The sequence below is a fragment of the Chryseobacterium sp. CH21 genome, assembly GCF_004119445.1.
Taxonomy (GTDB): Bacteria; Bacteroidota; Bacteroidia; order Flavobacteriales; family Weeksellaceae; genus Chryseobacterium.
Genome location: NZ_QICI01000054.1, coordinates 1 through 17391 on the forward strand (window position 1 = coordinate 1; position 17391 = coordinate 17391).

General features: G+C 34.5%; 15 protein-coding genes. 6 read left to right on the forward strand and 9 right to left on the reverse strand.

Annotated features, from left to right (window positions below; genetic code table 11):
* Positions 1-54: 54 nt before the first annotated feature.
* The 3 genes from BOQ62_RS11585 to BOQ62_RS11595 all read right to left on the reverse strand — a co-directional run bounded on the left by BOQ62_RS11585 (position 55) and on the right by BOQ62_RS11595 (position 2748).
* Positions 55-321, reverse strand: coding sequence for a hypothetical protein (locus BOQ62_RS11585; RefSeq protein WP_129039632.1), 267 nt, complete (start codon positions 319-321; stop codon positions 55-57).
* 15 nt (positions 322-336) lie between these two features.
* The gene (locus BOQ62_RS11590; protein ID WP_129039634.1) at positions 337-1473 is read right to left on the reverse strand and encodes a tyrosine-type recombinase/integrase; all 1137 of its coding nucleotides are present in this window, start codon (positions 1471-1473) and stop codon (positions 337-339) included.
* A gap of 909 nt (positions 1474-2382) precedes the next feature.
* Positions 2383-2748 carry a helix-turn-helix domain-containing protein gene (locus BOQ62_RS11595; RefSeq protein WP_129039636.1) on the reverse strand — a complete coding sequence of 122 codons (366 nt, stop codon included), beginning with the start codon at positions 2746-2748 and terminating at the stop codon, positions 2383-2385.
* Positions 2749-2931: 183 nt separating this feature from the next.
* On the opposite strand from BOQ62_RS11595, the gene BOQ62_RS11600 reads away from it, so the two are divergent.
* The 5 genes from BOQ62_RS11600 (at position 2932) to BOQ62_RS11620 (ending at position 6647) form a co-directional block, all read left to right on the forward strand.
* Complete coding sequence (locus BOQ62_RS11600; protein WP_129039638.1) at positions 2932-3144, forward strand: hypothetical protein; 213 nt, start codon at positions 2932-2934, stop codon at positions 3142-3144.
* A gap of 73 nt (positions 3145-3217) precedes the next feature.
* On the forward strand, positions 3218-4021 hold the full coding sequence (locus BOQ62_RS11605; protein WP_129039640.1) for an AAA family ATPase: 804 nt from the start codon (positions 3218-3220) through the stop codon (positions 4019-4021).
* 118 nt (positions 4022-4139) lie between these two features.
* Positions 4140-4631, forward strand: coding sequence for an ATP-dependent nuclease (locus tag BOQ62_RS11610; RefSeq protein WP_129039642.1), 492 nt, complete (start codon positions 4140-4142; stop codon positions 4629-4631).
* A 125-nt stretch (positions 4632-4756) separates the two neighbouring features.
* Positions 4757-4948 carry a hypothetical protein gene (locus BOQ62_RS11615; protein WP_129039644.1) on the forward strand — a complete coding sequence of 64 codons (192 nt, stop codon included), beginning with the start codon at positions 4757-4759 and terminating at the stop codon, positions 4946-4948.
* 13 nt (positions 4949-4961) lie between these two features.
* On the forward strand, positions 4962-6647 hold the full coding sequence (locus BOQ62_RS11620; protein WP_129039646.1) for a UvrD-helicase domain-containing protein: 1686 nt from the start codon (positions 4962-4964) through the stop codon (positions 6645-6647).
* Between the two features lie 55 nt (positions 6648-6702).
* Here the strand turns inward: BOQ62_RS11620 and BOQ62_RS11625 are convergent, their stop codons facing one another.
* The 6 genes from BOQ62_RS11625 to mnmE all read right to left on the reverse strand — a co-directional run bounded on the left by BOQ62_RS11625 (position 6703) and on the right by mnmE (position 15933).
* The gene (locus tag BOQ62_RS11625) at positions 6703-7668 is read right to left on the reverse strand and encodes a hypothetical protein (protein ID WP_129039648.1); all 966 of its coding nucleotides are present in this window, start codon (positions 7666-7668) and stop codon (positions 6703-6705) included.
* A 44-nt stretch (positions 7669-7712) separates the two neighbouring features.
* The gene (locus tag BOQ62_RS11630) at positions 7713-9320 is read right to left on the reverse strand and encodes a class I SAM-dependent methyltransferase (RefSeq protein ID WP_129039650.1); all 1608 of its coding nucleotides are present in this window, start codon (positions 9318-9320) and stop codon (positions 7713-7715) included.
* Entirely contained in the window at positions 9307-12285 is a 2979-nt protein-coding gene (locus BOQ62_RS11635) for an Eco57I restriction-modification methylase domain-containing protein (RefSeq protein ID WP_129039652.1), read from the reverse strand. Before BOQ62_RS11635 ends, BOQ62_RS11630 begins: the two co-directional genes overlap by 14 nt.
* 161 nt (positions 12286-12446) lie before the next feature.
* Entirely contained in the window at positions 12447-13565 is a 1119-nt protein-coding gene (locus BOQ62_RS11640; protein ID WP_164976734.1) for a site-specific integrase, read from the reverse strand.
* A 121-nt stretch (positions 13566-13686) separates the two neighbouring features.
* Positions 13687-14037, reverse strand: coding sequence for a helix-turn-helix domain-containing protein (locus BOQ62_RS11645; protein WP_129039656.1), 351 nt, complete (start codon positions 14035-14037; stop codon positions 13687-13689).
* Positions 14038-14547: 510 nt separating this feature from the next.
* Positions 14548-15933 carry a tRNA uridine-5-carboxymethylaminomethyl(34) synthesis GTPase MnmE gene (gene mnmE / locus BOQ62_RS11650; RefSeq protein ID WP_129039658.1) on the reverse strand — a complete coding sequence of 462 codons (1386 nt, stop codon included), beginning with the start codon at positions 15931-15933 and terminating at the stop codon, positions 14548-14550.
* A 405-nt stretch (positions 15934-16338) separates the two neighbouring features.
* On the opposite strand from mnmE, the gene BOQ62_RS11655 reads away from it, so the two are divergent.
* Positions 16339-17391 (forward strand): hypothetical protein, encoded by a 1053-nt coding sequence (locus BOQ62_RS11655; protein ID WP_164976735.1) that lies wholly within the window; start codon positions 16339-16341, stop codon positions 17389-17391.

The following is a 17391-nucleotide window of genomic DNA, read 5'->3' on the forward strand; positions in this document are numbered from 1 at the left end:
AAGACAAATATATAACCAACAAAAATTAGTAAATTTATAAACCGAAAATCCTCCTTAAGGATTTAAACCAAAATGTCTAAGTTGGTTTGAAGACGTACAATAAGTAGTTTTTACTCCGTATAATTCATCATTAATTTTCAAAACCGAATCTTTATCCAAACTTTCCTCATCTTCGATTAACAAATCGTAAATGTGTTTAACATTATGAAAATCAATAATAACATCATCTACTCCTTGAGAATCGTAAGAAGACGGTATTAACATTTGAAAAAGTAAATCCTCATCCTCAATCAAATTACCCGTTTCATCATAATAATCCATTGTTATTTATATTTTCTACAAATATAAATCAGGAATTTTAGATACAGCATCTATCTTCTTTTTATCTATTACTTTTCCATAGATTTCTGTAGTTTTCAGATGTCGGTGTCCTAATAACTTACTAACTGTATAAATATCTGTATTCATCGTTAATTGTAGTGTAGCAAAAGTATGTCGTGAACTGTGATAAGTGATGTGTTTATCGATTCCTGCTTCCTTTACCCATTTGTGTAATTTTTTATTGTGGTAAGCACTGTACGTTAAATTCTCAAACAACAATACATCATCATCTTTCCTTTCTCCAAGAAGTTTTACCGCTTGTTCACTTATCGGAAGATTTTCTACTCCTTTAGTTTTCTGTTGTGTATATTTTAAAATCCAACCATTTTCAGAATCGTAGTAGAGATTTTTCCACTTCAAAGATTTTACATCAGAAAATCTTAAACCTGTGAGTGAACTGAAAATAAATGATTGTTTCAAAATTGGTACTTCACATTCGGTTTTCACCAATTTTTGTAATTCTTCCAAGGTGAGGTATTCTCTGTTGGTTTCTTCTTCTTTTATAGATTTTACTCTAACCATAGGATTTTCAGAAATCATCTTACTTCTGTATGCTTCTTTAAGAGCTGCTCTTACCTTATTAAAATATGATAACGCTGTATTCTGTGATAATCTCCCTCCGTTATTAGATATTTTTTCTTTCAAAAGATACTCCTTAAAACTCTCCAGGAATGTTTCATCTATTTTGGAAATCTGAATATCTACTCCTTTACAAAAAATTGTTAGATGTTTCAAAGTACTAAACCAATTTCCGTATGTTCCCTCTGTCTCATATCTTTTCTCTACCAGTTCATTAAAGTAGTTCAGAAATCCAATCTTACCACTCACACTACTAACCAATCCATGTTTTCTCGAATTAAACTCCAATACCTTTTGAGCCTTTATAGTTTCAGCAAGTTGTTGAGTTTCTTTGTTATGTTCCCTTTCCAGAATTGTTTTTGGCTTATCATAAACATATAAACTCAACCAATCTGTTGTTCTTTTTTTATTTTCGTCAATATAAAGTAAGTACAGGCTGTTCATTTTCACACGTCCTTTCTCAATACTTTTTTTACTTAATTGTCCCTCTCTTGTTCTTAAATAAACTCTCATTTCCTTAGATTTTGTTACGAATTGTGATGTAACATTCCCCCTAAGTCGATTCGGAAACAACAGTAAACGTTTGGTATTAACCTAATTATATAGATTTATAAATCATAAGTTTACTTTCTCTATGTGAAACTAACCACATTCTAACAGCTGTTAAGTAGTGGTAGTCTATATCCTTTACTCACCTAATTTTAAACACAAAAATCCAAACTTCTCGTTTGGATTCTCTTTACATTGTTAAATAAATTTTCGACCACCTCAATTGTAAGGTGGTCTAAAGTCCTTACTTTTATTTTTAAATCACAACAACTCTATAAACTTATTTTTCACTTTGTTCTCCACATTAAATAATCTTCAATATAAATTTCATCGTATTTATATTTTCATCATTGAGAACACATCTAATTTTTTGTTTAATAATATCATTTGATAATATCATCATTGATAAAATTGAAAATCAACTACTAAATTTTAAACCTCATAGCAGTAAACTCCTCTTCGGATTAAAATCTACTACTTAATTTTCTTTAACCTCCCTAAAAATCAGTAGTTTTCGGCTGAATTCCTTTTTTTATATATGTTATTTGTTGTATTTATTGTTATTTTACTCTAATAAATTACTACTACAAAATATCCTCTTTATAATATCTCTCATATTATATATATAATATATACTTATATAATATATTCATTTTCAATGGTATATACTATATACATATAGGGAGTGAAATTTTAGCAAAGAATAATTAAGAGGACAAAACTATTAAGAAAATAGCAGTCAAAACACCATTTACGATTTTAAAGAAGTTACAACATTCTAAATTAGTTCATCTGTATAATTCCATTAAAAATACTTTTAAAACGATTTATGAATTTATAACATTGTAAATTTTGAATGTTTGAAGAATTATCTCAACTGATATTATTTAATTCTGATTTCAAAAGAAAATGTTTCTTCCCTACACGGATTGTTTTTAGTTCTCCGTTTTTAATCAGTTTTCTGATTGTAGATTCAGAGATATTCATTAATAAACAGACTTCCTTTATAGTAAGATATGTTTTCTTCTGAACATCTTCAATAGAAACAACTTTCAGTTCTTTAAGTTTTATATCTGTTTGAAATTCTTCTTTTGATTTTCGGATTTTTTCTTCCTTTACTTTTTTCTTATAATCCTTTTGATTACATCTGTGAGTACAATACTTTGTAGAGAATGTTTTAGCGATGAATTTCTCTTTACAGAAGATACAAATCTTCTCAATCCTAATGTTACTGCTCATTTGATACTTTCCGATTTTCTGTATGTTAATAATCTCTCCCTGTATTTAGCGGTATTTGCGTGTATCTACGATTATTTACCGTTTAAATTTCTCTTAGGGTATCCTAAAATTCATTTTTTTAGAGATTAAAAACAACGGAGTATCACATTTAGTGGTATAAAATATGTCAACAAATGTCAGAAAATGTCACTTAACACTTTCTGTTTTTCCTTTATTAATGCGGGTTGTATCGTTGTATTATGGTGCTTAGAAAATGGCGATTACTTCCCGATACAAAACTTCGGAAAGCCTTACTATCAGACTTTTATCACCATTGAGGGACAAATAAGGGATAAATACTCACAAACCAATAATAGCTATATCAAAGGTACTAAATTTCAGAATAATAACAAGTAAGAATTGAGAACTGATTCAAAAGTTCTAAAAATAAGTTGTGCCTTAACAGGAAACTTAACCGATTTTAAATTTCATGAGATTAGCTTTAGTTGAAATACAGAACTTCAGAGGAATTTCTTATTCTAAAATTTTTTTTAATGGACATAATGTAATAATTGGAGATAATAATGCAGGAAAATCTACCGTATTGGAAGCTATTGATCTTGTCCTTGGCCCAGATCGATTAAATAGAATCCCCGTAATCGATGAACATGATTTTTACAATGGGATTTATATGCCAAATGAAGAAAACCCTAATGAAATCCAAATCGAAGTAATTCTGACTGACCTTGAAGAGGAACAATCAAGAAGGTTTAATGCTTATCTAGAATTTTGGGATACCGAAAAATCAAAATTATTAGTTGAAGGTGAAATTGACAATATAGATAAACCTAGTATTTTAAGTGCATTACGGGTTAAGTTTGTTGGAAGGTATGATATCGAAGAAGATGATTTTGTTGGTGAAACTTTTTTCTCTTCAATAGAAAAACAAGATGGTACATTATCAAAATTTACGAAAATTGATAAAAGAGAATGTGGTTTTTTATATTTAAGAGCACTTCGAACAGGTTCACGAGCCTTAAGTATGGAAAGGGGCTCACTTCTAGATATTATTTTAAGGATCAAAGAGCTAAGACCAAAAATGTGGGAAAGTCTACTTGAACAACTTCGGGAAATTAAAGTTGCCGCAGATCCTCAACTTGGTATTTCAGATGTGTTATCAGATGTCCAAAAAGCTCTAAAAGAATTTGTTCCGGCAGATTGGGGAGAAGCTCCAATCCTTAAGGTTTCTGATCTAACACGGGAACATTTAAGAAAAACTTTAACTGTTTTTTAGCTACTGGAAAAGGTGGTTATAATGCTCCTTTTCATCATCAAGGAACTGGAACAGTGAATACAATGGTACTAGCACTACTTTCGATGATAGCAGAGGCAAAAAAACAGTGATTTTTGCGATGGAAGAGCCAGAGATTGCCATTCCACCCTATACACAAAAACGAATTATCCATCATATCCGCCAGAAATCAACCCAGGCAATATTTACTTCCCATTCACCATTTGTCCTAGAAGAATTTGCGCCAGAGCAGATTATCCTTCTAAAAAGAGATGATGCAGGAAAACAACGAAGTGATTTTATATCATTTCCTAAACACGTCAGGCCAAAAAATTATAATGCACAATTCCGGTCAGGTTTTGCGGAAGCTCTTTTGGCCAAACGGATATTGATTGCTGAAGGAAGTACCGAATCTATCCTGTACCCTGCCATTGCAAGACGATTAAGCGAAATTAATCCGGCTGAATATTCATCCTTGGAAGCAATGGGTATTGCTATTTTTAATGCTGAATCGGAAAATAATATTCCTCTATTTGGCGAGCTATTTAAAAAGCTCGGCAAGGATGTGTTTGCTGTTTTTGATAAACAAAAACCAGAAAACCTTAAAAAATAGAAGATAATGTCCTATGCGGCTTTGAGATTCCTTACAAAGGGATCGAGGATCTCTTATTAGAAGAAACAGATGATTCAGTTTTAACTCAATTCTACCTTCAACTTATAGAGAACGATGAGATTCCCATGAATTTAACAGCAGCAAATGACCCAAACGATCCAGTTGAAATCAAGAAATTTCTTGGCCGTTATTTTAAACAGTCAAAAGCAAGTAGAGGTTCCTCGGAACTTATAGAATTATGTGAAAATGAGGATCATATATCTGGAACTATTCGTGGTTTCTTGGTGACAATTAAAAATATATTGGATATAATTTAGCAAAAATGGCTTTATGATTATTTGCTCAAAAAGGGAATCTGTATTGAACTATCAAGGGCATATTTTAGTAGAAGGAGGGCCAGGTGCAGGGAAAACAACCCTTGCATTATTAAAAGCGCATTCCATATTTCAACAGGGGCTTTTGAATAAAAATCAGAAAATTTTATTTTTAAGTTTTGCCAGGGCAACTATTTCAAGAATTGATGAACAGGCAAAACTTCTGTTAAATAATATGGAGAAGAAGGAGCTCGAAATCAATACTTATCACGGTTTTGCCTGGTCCATCATCCAATCCTATGGATACCTGTTAAACAAACACAGACAATTCAAGCTAATAAATCCTCATAATTTTGCAGCCGAAATCGCGGGTTTTCAAGATCGAAAAGAGGCAGAAGCTTATAAGCATAGGCTTTTGAACGATGATGGAATAATTTGTTTTGACCTTTTTGCGGAAATAGTAGCTGAAATACTGCAACGGTCAGAAAAGATTCAAAAAATTATTTCTGATACCTATCCCTATATCATTGTAGACGAATTCCAAGATACAGATTCAAATGAATGGAATATTATAAAACTTCTGGGAAGAAATTCTAAAATAATGGCACTAGCTGATCTTAATCAAAGAATATTTGAATTTCGAGGCGCCTCCGTAAAAAGAATTCCTGAATATAATTCTCATTTTAATGGACTAAAAGTCGATCTGGGAAAAGAAAATAACAGGAGCAATGGATTAGATATTATTCAATTTGGGGATGATTTACTAACCGGTCAAAATAAAGGTAAAACCTATAAGAATGTACACGTAATAAAATATAAATATTATAGGTCTGATTTAAAGCTACCATTATTTCTAAAAATACAAGACGCATTTAAACGTAAGAATAATTATGATAATAACGATTGGTCCCTTGCTATTTTGGTGAAAAGAAAAAGTGACACTCTGAAGATTTCCTCTTACCTTAATTCAAAGAAAATATTTCATGAAGTCATCATCGACCCTGAAGGCCCCTCACTTGCGGCTTCAGTTATTGCAAAAGTTATGGAGCCTGTCACCGATTGGAACATAAGAGCTTTGATTCAAAGTATTATACAACATATAAAAGGCAGAAAAGGTATCAAAATAAGTCAAGCTGATCTAAAATCAATCGCTTTTATGGAATCTTACAAACATGGTGATAAGATAGTAGGCTCAAAGAAAAAACTTCTTATAGATGATATTCAAAAAATAATTACAGACCGAAATAAAATCATATTTAGCGGAAGTCCTGACAAAGACTGGCTTCTCGTGAGGAATCTTTTTCAGGATTCCAAACATGAAATTTTAAGATGTATCTATGAGGATGCACTTTATTTAAGATTGCTTAATAAAGGAGCAATACTATTGGAAAAACTAAGTGAAAACTGGAGAACTACCCAATCCTACCAGATGGCTTCCTTTCTCGTTGAAGAGGCTCTTACTCAAGAACATTTTGCCATGACTAATAGAAAGTATTCGGGGATATTTGTAATGAATCTTCACAAATCCAAAGGAAAGGAATTTGATGAAGTAATTATTTGGGAGGAATTATATAATCCCATTGTTAACCCAGACCCCAAGCGAATCGAACAGGACAAACTTGTATTAAGGGTAGCGGTGACTAGAGCTAGAAAACTAACTTCTTTTTTAACTCCAATTGGCCAACCTTGTGTTCTATTGTAAAATTAGTGAAGTATACAATTATTTTAAGGATAATTAAATTAACTGTACACCTATATTACAAAACTTGATTTTCAAACAGGATTTTGTTTTTGATACAGTATTCCTCAACTTCGGTGTCGTTTTCAAATACAGTATCACAATAGTTATCAAATTCTTTTTCAGTGGCATTATAATAACGATCATCAACAGAAAGGAATCTTTCCACATGCTCTATAAACTTGCCAAACTCAGCGTTCATTTCACAAAGTTTGTCTAATGTCTTGAAGTCAATCTCCTTATAGCGTGCTGGGTAAAGGATCTTGCTTAGATAAGGGTTAGCATTGAGCTCAATAATTCCAATACCAAATGATTGATTGAGTCTGTTTATTTCATCATGAAGACTATCTCCAAATTCAAATGCAACTAAATATCCATAGTTTGCCCAGCTTGAGTTGGATACAGCTTGGAAATAGGCTTTCTTTAAATCATTGTCGCTATTTATCTCCCTTTTTAGTTCATAGGCACGCAGCTTAAAAGTATCGGCTTTATTAATGGATTTCAATAAATTTTGACTATGAGAACTCTTAAGCTTTAAAAAGTTTATTCCTACCATGTCTGGATGTGTCCAGACTTGATTGTTGTCTTTGGCATTAGATTGCTCATGGAATATCGTTTTAGTGTAAACCCCTGACGATTTTAGATAGCTGGATAATAGTTTGTGTAAGCTCCTTTCAGTATAGGTTTTTTTAGCATTTATCTTTTCAGTAGCGACAGATTCACCTTCCAATTGGCTTTGCTGTATCTGCATTTCATTTTTTGCTAGGTAATAGGAATATACACCTCCCTTTTGTTTGATTCGTTTTACACGTATATCCCCCTCGCGGATAAAATTCCCCAGCAGTGCAGATACAGTAGATGCAGGAGTAAGAGCCTCTCTAAAATCGTAATAATTATTGCTGATGATATGTTGGCAAACCACCTGATAATTTGTCAAACCGCCAATTTCTTCTAAACTTCTTAAAATCGAATCTTTTAAAGTCATAATTACTGTTTTATAAATGCTAATAACATACGCCTGCTATATTTCTATTTCCCTCTGTTCAATCTTCTTGATGACAGTTTCTGCCAAATGCTATCGGCTAATTTGATTTGGGCCTCAGTGAAACCAAAATTATCGCGAAGGATCCTTTGATTTGTTATTTCTAGGATTTCTCGGATATCCGTTCTAGCTCTTATCAAACGGTCTATTTCAGGCAACAGCTCTGCGTTGTTGGCATGGTAAGGTAATAGGATTTCTTCAACCTCATTTGGCATTAGCTCTAAGACTCCGCCACCATGACTTCGGCCACATATCTCAGCAAATGCCAGCGACAAGGAGTTATAATAGCTGGCTGTCAATGCGGTTATCTCTGCATTCGCTAGAACCGTTACACGGTGCATGGTATCCGTTGTATAGGCTCCGGCTTCGTTAATGATAAGTTTCGGATAGATATTATTCCTGCGAATAAAAAGTGCATCAGATACGCGAAGAGAAGGTACTATCTGCCACTCTTCACGGATACGGCATTTATAGCCCTTATTGATCTCTTGCTCTTCTCCTTTGGCAATATATTCTCGCGCGCCGACAGAACCGTTTAAGTCTTGCATTTTTGGGAAAGCGAGTAAGTGTGTACGTGCTTCCATCTGACGATTGAGCTGCCAATCCTGTTCGGTAAAGATCGCACTAGGCACTTGCACGCTTCTGCCAACAAGCGGTCTAGCATATTGCTCCAGGTTATATTGTTCTACCGTTGAAAGGGGAACTGTAAAAAACGGATTTGCTCCAGTTGTGATACCTACTTCCACCTTTGCAAACTCTCCTAATTTTGGAATAATTGCCTCCTCTTGTAAATCTTCTAAAAAATCTATTTCTTCCTGATCCAAGAAATAAAAGGTCCATTTGTTAGATCTGAAATCAATCCGCTTATGTGGCCTCTCAAGTAGGTTGATATCCAGATTTTGAAGCGCATCAGCATCGCGCAATTCCAGGTGTTCAATTAAGTGAGTATCCGTATCATTCTTTTCACAAAGTAATAGTACTACTTCCTGCTGTATATCAGGAAAGACCAGTTTCTCAAAAGAGATAATATTGATCTTGTTATAATAATGCGCTAAAAACTCACGTAATGTCTGCGCATATGAGACCTGCAATATTTCAGCAGGAAGCACAAAGCCAATCTTTCCATTTTCCTTTAGTATGAGAGAAGATCCAACAACAAATGATACCCAGGCATTGGTCAGTTTGGAATATCTTAGATTTGCACGTCCAAATATTTCAGCAGCATATTCCTGTTGTTGTTTATTAAAATATTGATAGCGTATATAAGGCGGATTTCCGATAACAACATCAAAACGCTGATCAGTATTGATACAGAAATTATGAAAATCATCATGAATTACTTCTGCATTATTCAGTGCAATATCTCTGGCCTTTTCGACCTCGATTTCATCAAATTCAATGGCTTTTACCGAATTGTATTGGTAACCGCCGTTTCGTATTTCTTCCAAAAATACACCATCACCACAGCTTGGCTCTAAAATATCCAAGTCGTCATGACCATTGAGTGCCCATCTTAACATAAAAGCCGCAATAAGGTTCGGTGTATAAAAGCCACCCCTCAACTTCTCCTCGGTGGCATTTTTAATAAGCTGCATACAATTCCGAAATTAAAGGGATCAGGTTGTCCTGTTCTCCCAAGTTATATAATGTTTTTAAAGTAGCGTCCAATTTCTTTTTCTCGTTGTCAAATCGACGTTGCAAGGGAATAAGCTCCCGCTGATTACTATTGTTTTTATCGATCTCACCTTGCAGATGGATCAATGTTTCTTGCGTAGCGGCAATTTCGTCGTGTAATCTTTTTTCTGTTGCGTCTGCAAAGTTAATCCTTCGGATCGGAAGACGTTTCAATACTTTTGTTCCCCGTGCAATATACCCGCCTCTGAAGACTTCACCTCGGAGTGCTGAAAACCATTCTAGATATTTAGAATTCAGAAGCGCCTGGATATAATAGATCGAATACTGAAAATTGTCAGGTAGAGTAATCATACAATAGCCTGCTGTTCCCCCCGAAGAAATCAGTGTGCCATAGTAGTCAATCGCATATTTGTTACCCTGCGAAAGTACTCCGACAATAATTTTGGCAGGTACGTCACATTTATCCAAGCTTTGGTGTCTGCCATAGCGATACCACTCATTATCCGTTTCAGGTGTAGGCTTGATATCCCTCTTTGGATTGTTCAGCATTTCCTTATAATGATTTAAGAAGGCAAAAGCATAGGGATAATCATTTTCTAACTGATCGATTTCTACAAAATGAATATTGTTGGCAATCTTTAGATAAGGGTAAATAACAAAAGCATTTGGTGCAAATGGGCGATAGGTATTAAGATTGTCTCGACCGCTTGCTGTCTTGAAGTACGGCCTCGTCAGTATTTTTTCAATTTGCCAATCCAAACTATCCTTTTGAAAATAATAATACTTGTCATCTTCACGGATAGCATTGTGTATATAGATGTTATTGGCACTGGTTTGAATACCGTTATAGATATTTTCTGAGCCTATCAAGGTCTCCAATGTCGCCGATTGTTTTTCTATTGATTCAAATGTAGCTTTTAAATTACCAGGAATAAGTACCCAGCCTTCATCATTGAGTTTATTAAAATCGACTATATCATAGTTATCAGGTGCTATATTTCTCGTGCGCCAACTCCTTAACGATTGAACTTCTAGATAACTTAAATTTGGTTGATCAGCTTTTTTTAGGAATAGCAGACAAGTATATGTTGTTTTGTCCTCAAACAGCTGGTTAGCACCAAATCCGACAATTTTGTAAATGGCTCTATTGGCTACCAATAATTTTCGGAGCTCTTTCGCAGCCCCAACTTTTGCTAATTTACTTGGTGCAATATAACCTAATGTTCCATTTGGTTTAAGCAGATCAAAACCTCTTTGAATGAATAGGAAATATTTGTCGAACTGTTTGTAGGCCGACGAATATAGCTTTTTGTACAGTGGCAACTCTAAAGGTGTAAATTGTTTCATGTGCTCCGTAGCCATATAAGGCGGATTACCTATAATCACATCAAATTTTGCAGCACCAAAATCAAAAGGATTTATGTCCCGTTCATTAGCAGGTGATGTTGCAGAGCTGTCTAATAGACTATTTCCAAAATAGATGTTACTGTCGAGACTAGGTAAGGCAGGAGTAGGGATGGTATTATGATCCTCGTTTTCCAGCAGTTTGAGCAAAAGGCCAAACTTACAAGCTTCCACCGCATTAAAGTCCTTGTCAACACCGAAAATACAATTGGTAACGATCTTCTTTTTCGTCTCAAACTTAAGCTTATAAATATTGATACCTGTTTGAATTAATTCTGCTGGATTATTCGCTAAATAATAATCGACTAAAGTATCATGGAGCAATTGATATGTCTCCAATAAAAATGCGCCAGAGCCACAGGCGATGTCTGCAAAGGTGGAATCGAAGATTTCGACATCTGTTTTACCAGCACAATGTTTCGTAACCGTTTCGGCGAGTATGTCGCGAATGATAAAAGTAGGTGTCGTTACAATATCCCTGTCAATATTTTCAGGTTTTTTTTCAAGTGTTATCTCGCTATCTTTTATTTTGAGCTGTTCGCCAAGGAATATTTCGTAGATATTACCGAGAATATCTGAAGAGAAGACGGCAAACGAGTAGACACTTTCTGGAAAATATAATTGCTTGATTATTGTCCAGAAAGCCGAGCTATTGTTGGTTATTATTGCTGCGGTCAAAGGATGATTGAAGAGCCCAGCATTATATTTTCGGTCCGCTTGATGAAATAAGTCAATCAACGCATTATAATTCTCTTCAGTCGCAAAATGAAGCAAAGTTTTATATACTTCTAGGTTTCTATCTTCGCAGACACGCAAGAAGATAATGCTGTTGATATATCTTTGGACAATATCATTCAATTCGACTTCACTAAGCTGATTTTGATTGGCATATATGTCTCTGCCAAGTATTAATCGCCATTCGTTGATCTGTTTTAGGAATAAGTCATCTACACCATGCAATTTGATCTGTTGTTCGATGTTTTTCCACGTATCATCAAAAGATCCTGAGTAAACAGCTTCATGCCCCAATTGCTTTTTTATGTCTTCAAAAGCATCTTCGTACTCCGTGTAATGATAGAGACTTATCCGCGCTTTTGTGACGGAGTCATTACTGTCAACAAGCTGAGAGCAGTCATAGATAGCAAGATATTCAAAATTGCAGAGAACAGATATTTTGAGTTTGGCAGTAAATCCATAACGACGGATCTGTTTTGCTGGAGCAGGATCAGTATCTATTTTCACATGTGGTTTCTTTGCCTCTAAAAAGAACTTTCTTTCGGCAAAGAGTCTGAATGTATAGTCAGGTTTTTTTGTATTGCTATCTATATCTGCACGGAGACCTTCTTCGACTAGTACTTCTCTTTCATTAGTGGACTTACCTTGATTATTTTTTATATCCCAGCCTAACAACTCAAAAAGGGGATCTACAAAATCTACACGCAACTGTGTTTCATTATAATCCGCTCTTAAATAGGTTGCTCTATTTGCATGATACTTCTCAACAAGATATGTTATAGTCATGGAATTTACTCAAAAATGAAAATTGTCTGCTAATTTACTAAAAATATTAGTCTACTAAAGACTCTTTTATTTTATAAATATATGGACTATTTAATAAATAATATTAGATTTTGGAAAGTATCACTTAGTTAAAAAAACTATCTTTCTATATCCCAGAACTATTAGAATTTATTATTTAGATCCAATTTGATTTTTTCAGAGGCGCTTTTGGTCAATTCATCAACAATTCTCACATGGACCTCTGTGGTTTTAACATCTTTATGACCTAATAATTTTGAGACCGTGTAGATATCCGTACCAGATGTCAGCTGTAAAGTGGCGAATGTATGGCGAAAACCATGGAATGTAAAATGTTTCTCTATTCCAGCATTTTTAAGCCATTGGGGAAGATATTTTATTACAAGATCATATTTTAAGCCTTCGAAAACTTTTATACCATCTTCTCCTTGAGGTCCCAGCACAGATAGGGTGTCATCGGAAACCGGATAGTATTCTGCCTTTCCTGTTTTATTCTGTTTGTATAAAATATAATAATTTCCAGATGTTCCCTGTATATCACTCCACATTAGATTTTCAATATCACAATAACGAAGTCCTGTTAATGCAGAAAACAGACCTGCTTTTTTGACTATTGGAGAATTACATTCAGCGTCAACCATTTTTTGCAATTCATTTTTAAAAAGATAGGGCCGGTGCGAATCATCGACTTTAATATTATAAATAACGTTACCCAGATCTGCTGAAATGAATTTATTTCTGTAGGCCTTTTTTAAAGCAGATTTGAACCTTGAGAAATAGGCAGCTGCTGTATTCTTTTGAATTTTTCTTTTTGAGCGTCCGATGGAAGGTGAGGATAATAGGTAATTTTTATATCCTTCGCAGAGTGTTTCATTAAGATGTTTAAACAAAAATACCCCGCCAGCAAATTTTTTAAAATAAGCAACAGCCATACTCCAGTGAATTGAGCTAGGTCTTCTGTCAGCTTCTGCCTGGAAAAATTCTATAAAATTGGAGTTGAATTTTGGTTTATTTACAAAACCATAATCAGCGTTTTGTAGATCAATTTGTCGTTGGAGACATACATGCTGTGCTAAAGAAACTGTTTCTTTATTATGAAGTCTTTCAGTCTCAGATTTTGGACTGTTGTAAACGAATAATTTAAGATAGAATTTTCTAAGTAGCTTTCCCGTTGTTTCACTTTGGACAGGGGGATGAACGTCTAAAAATAAGCTTTGTCTTTCTTTGCTTATGGGTTTAAAGCGTAACTTTACAATTGTCATGATTTTGGTATTAAGGATTAGATTATGGTTGGTATTGTCAAATCGACTCATAGCAAAAGCTATTGAAGCCCTCTAAAATATCATCAAGCCAATTTTTTGTAATAGATGTTATTGATTGACTTTAATTAATTAGTGCTAGATCCTGTAATTTGATTCTTGTTTTTCTCGCGGATAGGTTAATGGCTTTTAAACGGCCAGTGCTGATTAAGAAATACACCATTTTTGTACTGCATTTTAATATTGCGGAAGTTTCTCTAACGGTAAGGTATACCGGAGGGCCCATAGACTGGTATTTGAGTTCTTCAACATTGCGAACTGCATATCTGGCATAGTCTATTTTTGTATTTCTTTGTTCGAGTTTATAGGCTTTTTTATTGCAGCTATGACTGCAATATCTGGTAACGGTTGTTTTGGCAATAAATTTTGTGCCACAATATTGGCAGACTTTTTCAATTCTAATAGTTGAGGTCATGATCAGATCTCTTTAAGTCAAGAAGGATGCTTTTTTAGGCCAGAGGCTTCAATAATGACATTTTGGGTGTCATTATACTCCTTTTATTCAGGATCAATACAATTTAAACGAATGCAAAATCTATCCCAAAGAATAGATTAATTTGAGAAAAAATAGTTAAACATTCTTTGCTCATTTCGATTGAAGTATTTTTAAATTAGACAGCAATTTTTACAAATCAGCACGTTTGGATTTGAAAAATTAATAATTTCTCCAAATTAAGAGTATATAGAATACACTAGTCATCTTTAAAGACCATCTAATACTCATTAGAGTATACTAGACAATAAAATTCTATAACAATTCAATTTTCTTTTGCTCAAATTTTGTGCTTTAATGTCAAAGGGACAAGAAAAGGGACAAAAATTCTAACATTAGAAACTTAAAATTTCCATAAGTCACATTAAATCAGCGTGTTATAAAAATAACATCTAAATCGGTAACTTTCTGTATATCAATGATTTGTAATTTCTATTTGCCGATACAGAACTTAGAAAAAATATTGCCAAGTACTTCATCATTGGTAACTTCTCCGGAAATTTCTCCAAGATGTTCCAGTGCATTTCTTAGTTCATATGCCAGTAATTCTGTAGAGATCTGGAAAGAAATAGCTTCTTTCACTTTATCAACAGCCTCCAGAGATTTTCTTAAGGCTTCAAAATGCCGTTGATTGGTAATCACAACATTATTTTCTTCAGTTTTTAAATGCTCCACATACGAAGAAAGTTCATTTTTCAGATCCTGAATATTTTGATTTTCAACTGCTGATATTTTAATGAAATCAAAATCATGAGAAATAGCGTTTCTGAAAATATCTTCTACCGTTTCGTATTTGGTAGGAGTGACTTCATCAATTTTTGTCGCGCAGATAATCAGCTTCAAGTCTTCTCTTAACAGGGATTGAATCATTTCAATATCCTCAGAAAAATCCTCGGTAGCAGCATCAGCCAGATACACCAAAATATTGGCGTTTTCTACTTTTTCTTTAGCTTTTTTCACCCCGATTGCTTCAATTTCATCCACTGTTTCACGAAGCCCTGCGGTATCAATTAATCGGAAGGCATGACCTTTAATATGAAGAACCTCTTCAATGGTATCTCTCGTTGTTCCTGCAATATTACTCACAATCGCTCTTTCTTCCTTTAAAAGGGAGTTCAGCAGTGTAGATTTCCCGGCATTCGGTTTTCCGATGATGGCAACAGCAGTTCCGTTTTTAATGGCATTTCCGTATTGGAAGCTTTCAATCAGGGAATTTAATTTGGCTTCAATTTTATCCAATAATCCGCTTAAAGCACTTCTGTCAGCAAATTCTACATCTTCTTCTGCAAAATCAAGCTCCAGTTCAATTAAAGAAACAAAATTCAGAAGATCAGTTCTTAAAAAAGAGATTTCGTTGGTAATTCCTCCTTTCAATTGATTGATAGCTACTTTTCTCGAAGCTTCATTTTCAGAAGCAATCACGTCAGCAATCGCTTCCGCCTGAGAAAGGTCAATTCTGCCGTTGATAAAAGCACGAAGAGTAAATTCTCCTGCTTTGGCCATTCTCGCACCGTTTTTGATCAGGGTTTCAAGAATACGTTTTCCGATATGCGGAGAGCCGTGAAAAGCAATCTCTACAGAATTCTCAGTGGTGAAACTTTTCGGAGCCAGGAAAATTGAAAGCATCACCTCATCAATAGCTTCCTCTTCATCCATAAAATAACCGTAATGAATGGTATGGGATTTTTGTTTTTCCAGATTTTTGGCCGGAAAACTTTTCTGAACTACAGATAAAGCTTCATTTCCTGAAACACGGATGATGCCTAAAGCACCTATTCCATTGGCCGTAGCCAGTGCACATATCGTATCGTTATTCATGCTGCAAATTTACGGTTTTTAATGTGAATTTTCATTGACGTCTGTTATTCAGATTATCTATTGTTTTATTCACTTAAAAACAAGGCGTACTTCATCAAAATACAGAAGTCCTTTATTAAACATCCTTAAATGGAGAAGAAAGATGTTGTTAAAAACTTAAAATGATGCAAAATAATTCTTTTAAATAAGAGGAGTATTCAAAGCGTACAGTTTGTTGCAGTGCAGCATCTATGAGTGTTTTTGGGTCTGGTTGGAAATAATGGATGCTGGTAAAATATCATATAATGATCAAAAAATTAAACACCTGTTTGGTATGTTAATTGTTCAATAGAGCATCGATGATGTTGAAAATTTAAATATTTTTTATTTAAGCAGTAATAATTTGTTAAAATATTATAAATGCATATGAATAACCTATTTTTTTTAAATATTAATAAAAAATTATCTTTTTTATTAATGCTTGTCTTCAGTGCAATGATTGATGCGCAGTGCATTCCTTATACCGGACAAGCAATCACAAGCGGAAATACCTATTGCCTCAACGGAAACCTCAGTATAAGTACCAATATCAGCATTCCAAACGGAGCAACACTAATCATTCAATCAGGACAACTTCAATCGAATAGCATTCAGGTAGATGGAGTGTTGGAAATTGGTGACGGAGCAAGTGTTAAGTCTACAGGAACAGTGAAAGTGGGAACTTTCGGATCTCAGAACAATTCAAAAATTACATTAGGAACTAAATCCTTCTTATCCCTTGTAGGATCAGTGGTTCAGGAAGACCCGTCATTTGGTGGTTTTTATCCCGGAACAACTTCTGTTATTGAGATGGGAACAAGCAGTGTGGTAGAAATTTGTGGAACATTTACCCAGCAGTCTACAACCTATCCTTCTGTTGAATACGTAGGTATTCCTACCGGAAGAGCATATTGCATTGCAAAAGCAGACGTAAGTGGTGGAGGTGGAGCTTCCATCATCAGTGATGACCGCCAGATCGTAGCTATTGTGATGGGATCCGTAACAGGATTAGGAATGGGAAATTCCAGTTTCTGCGGACCGAATGCAACCAAAGCCATGTGTCCTTCTCTGTGGCCTGAAGGATTGTCTGAAGATAAATCTAGTTGTGGAAATGCTCCTTTAATTATTGATGAGATCGATGGGTTTTGTACAAAGCCTGGCATTTCAGGGACACCTGATGGTTTTACCAAATTCGGAATTACGGTACAGCAGAAAAGCGATTCATGGCCTGAAAATATTCCTAATGGATTTCTGGCTATGGAATCAAAAAATAAAGGCTTTGTCATTACCAGAGTTAAGCATGTAAGCCAGACTCCACAATCTGGAGATGTCGTCGCAGAACCGAAAGAAGGAATGCTTCTCTATGATATTCAGGATAAATGTGTGAAGCTTTACAACGGTACTGAATGGAAATGTGTACAAAGAAGCTGTAATGATTAA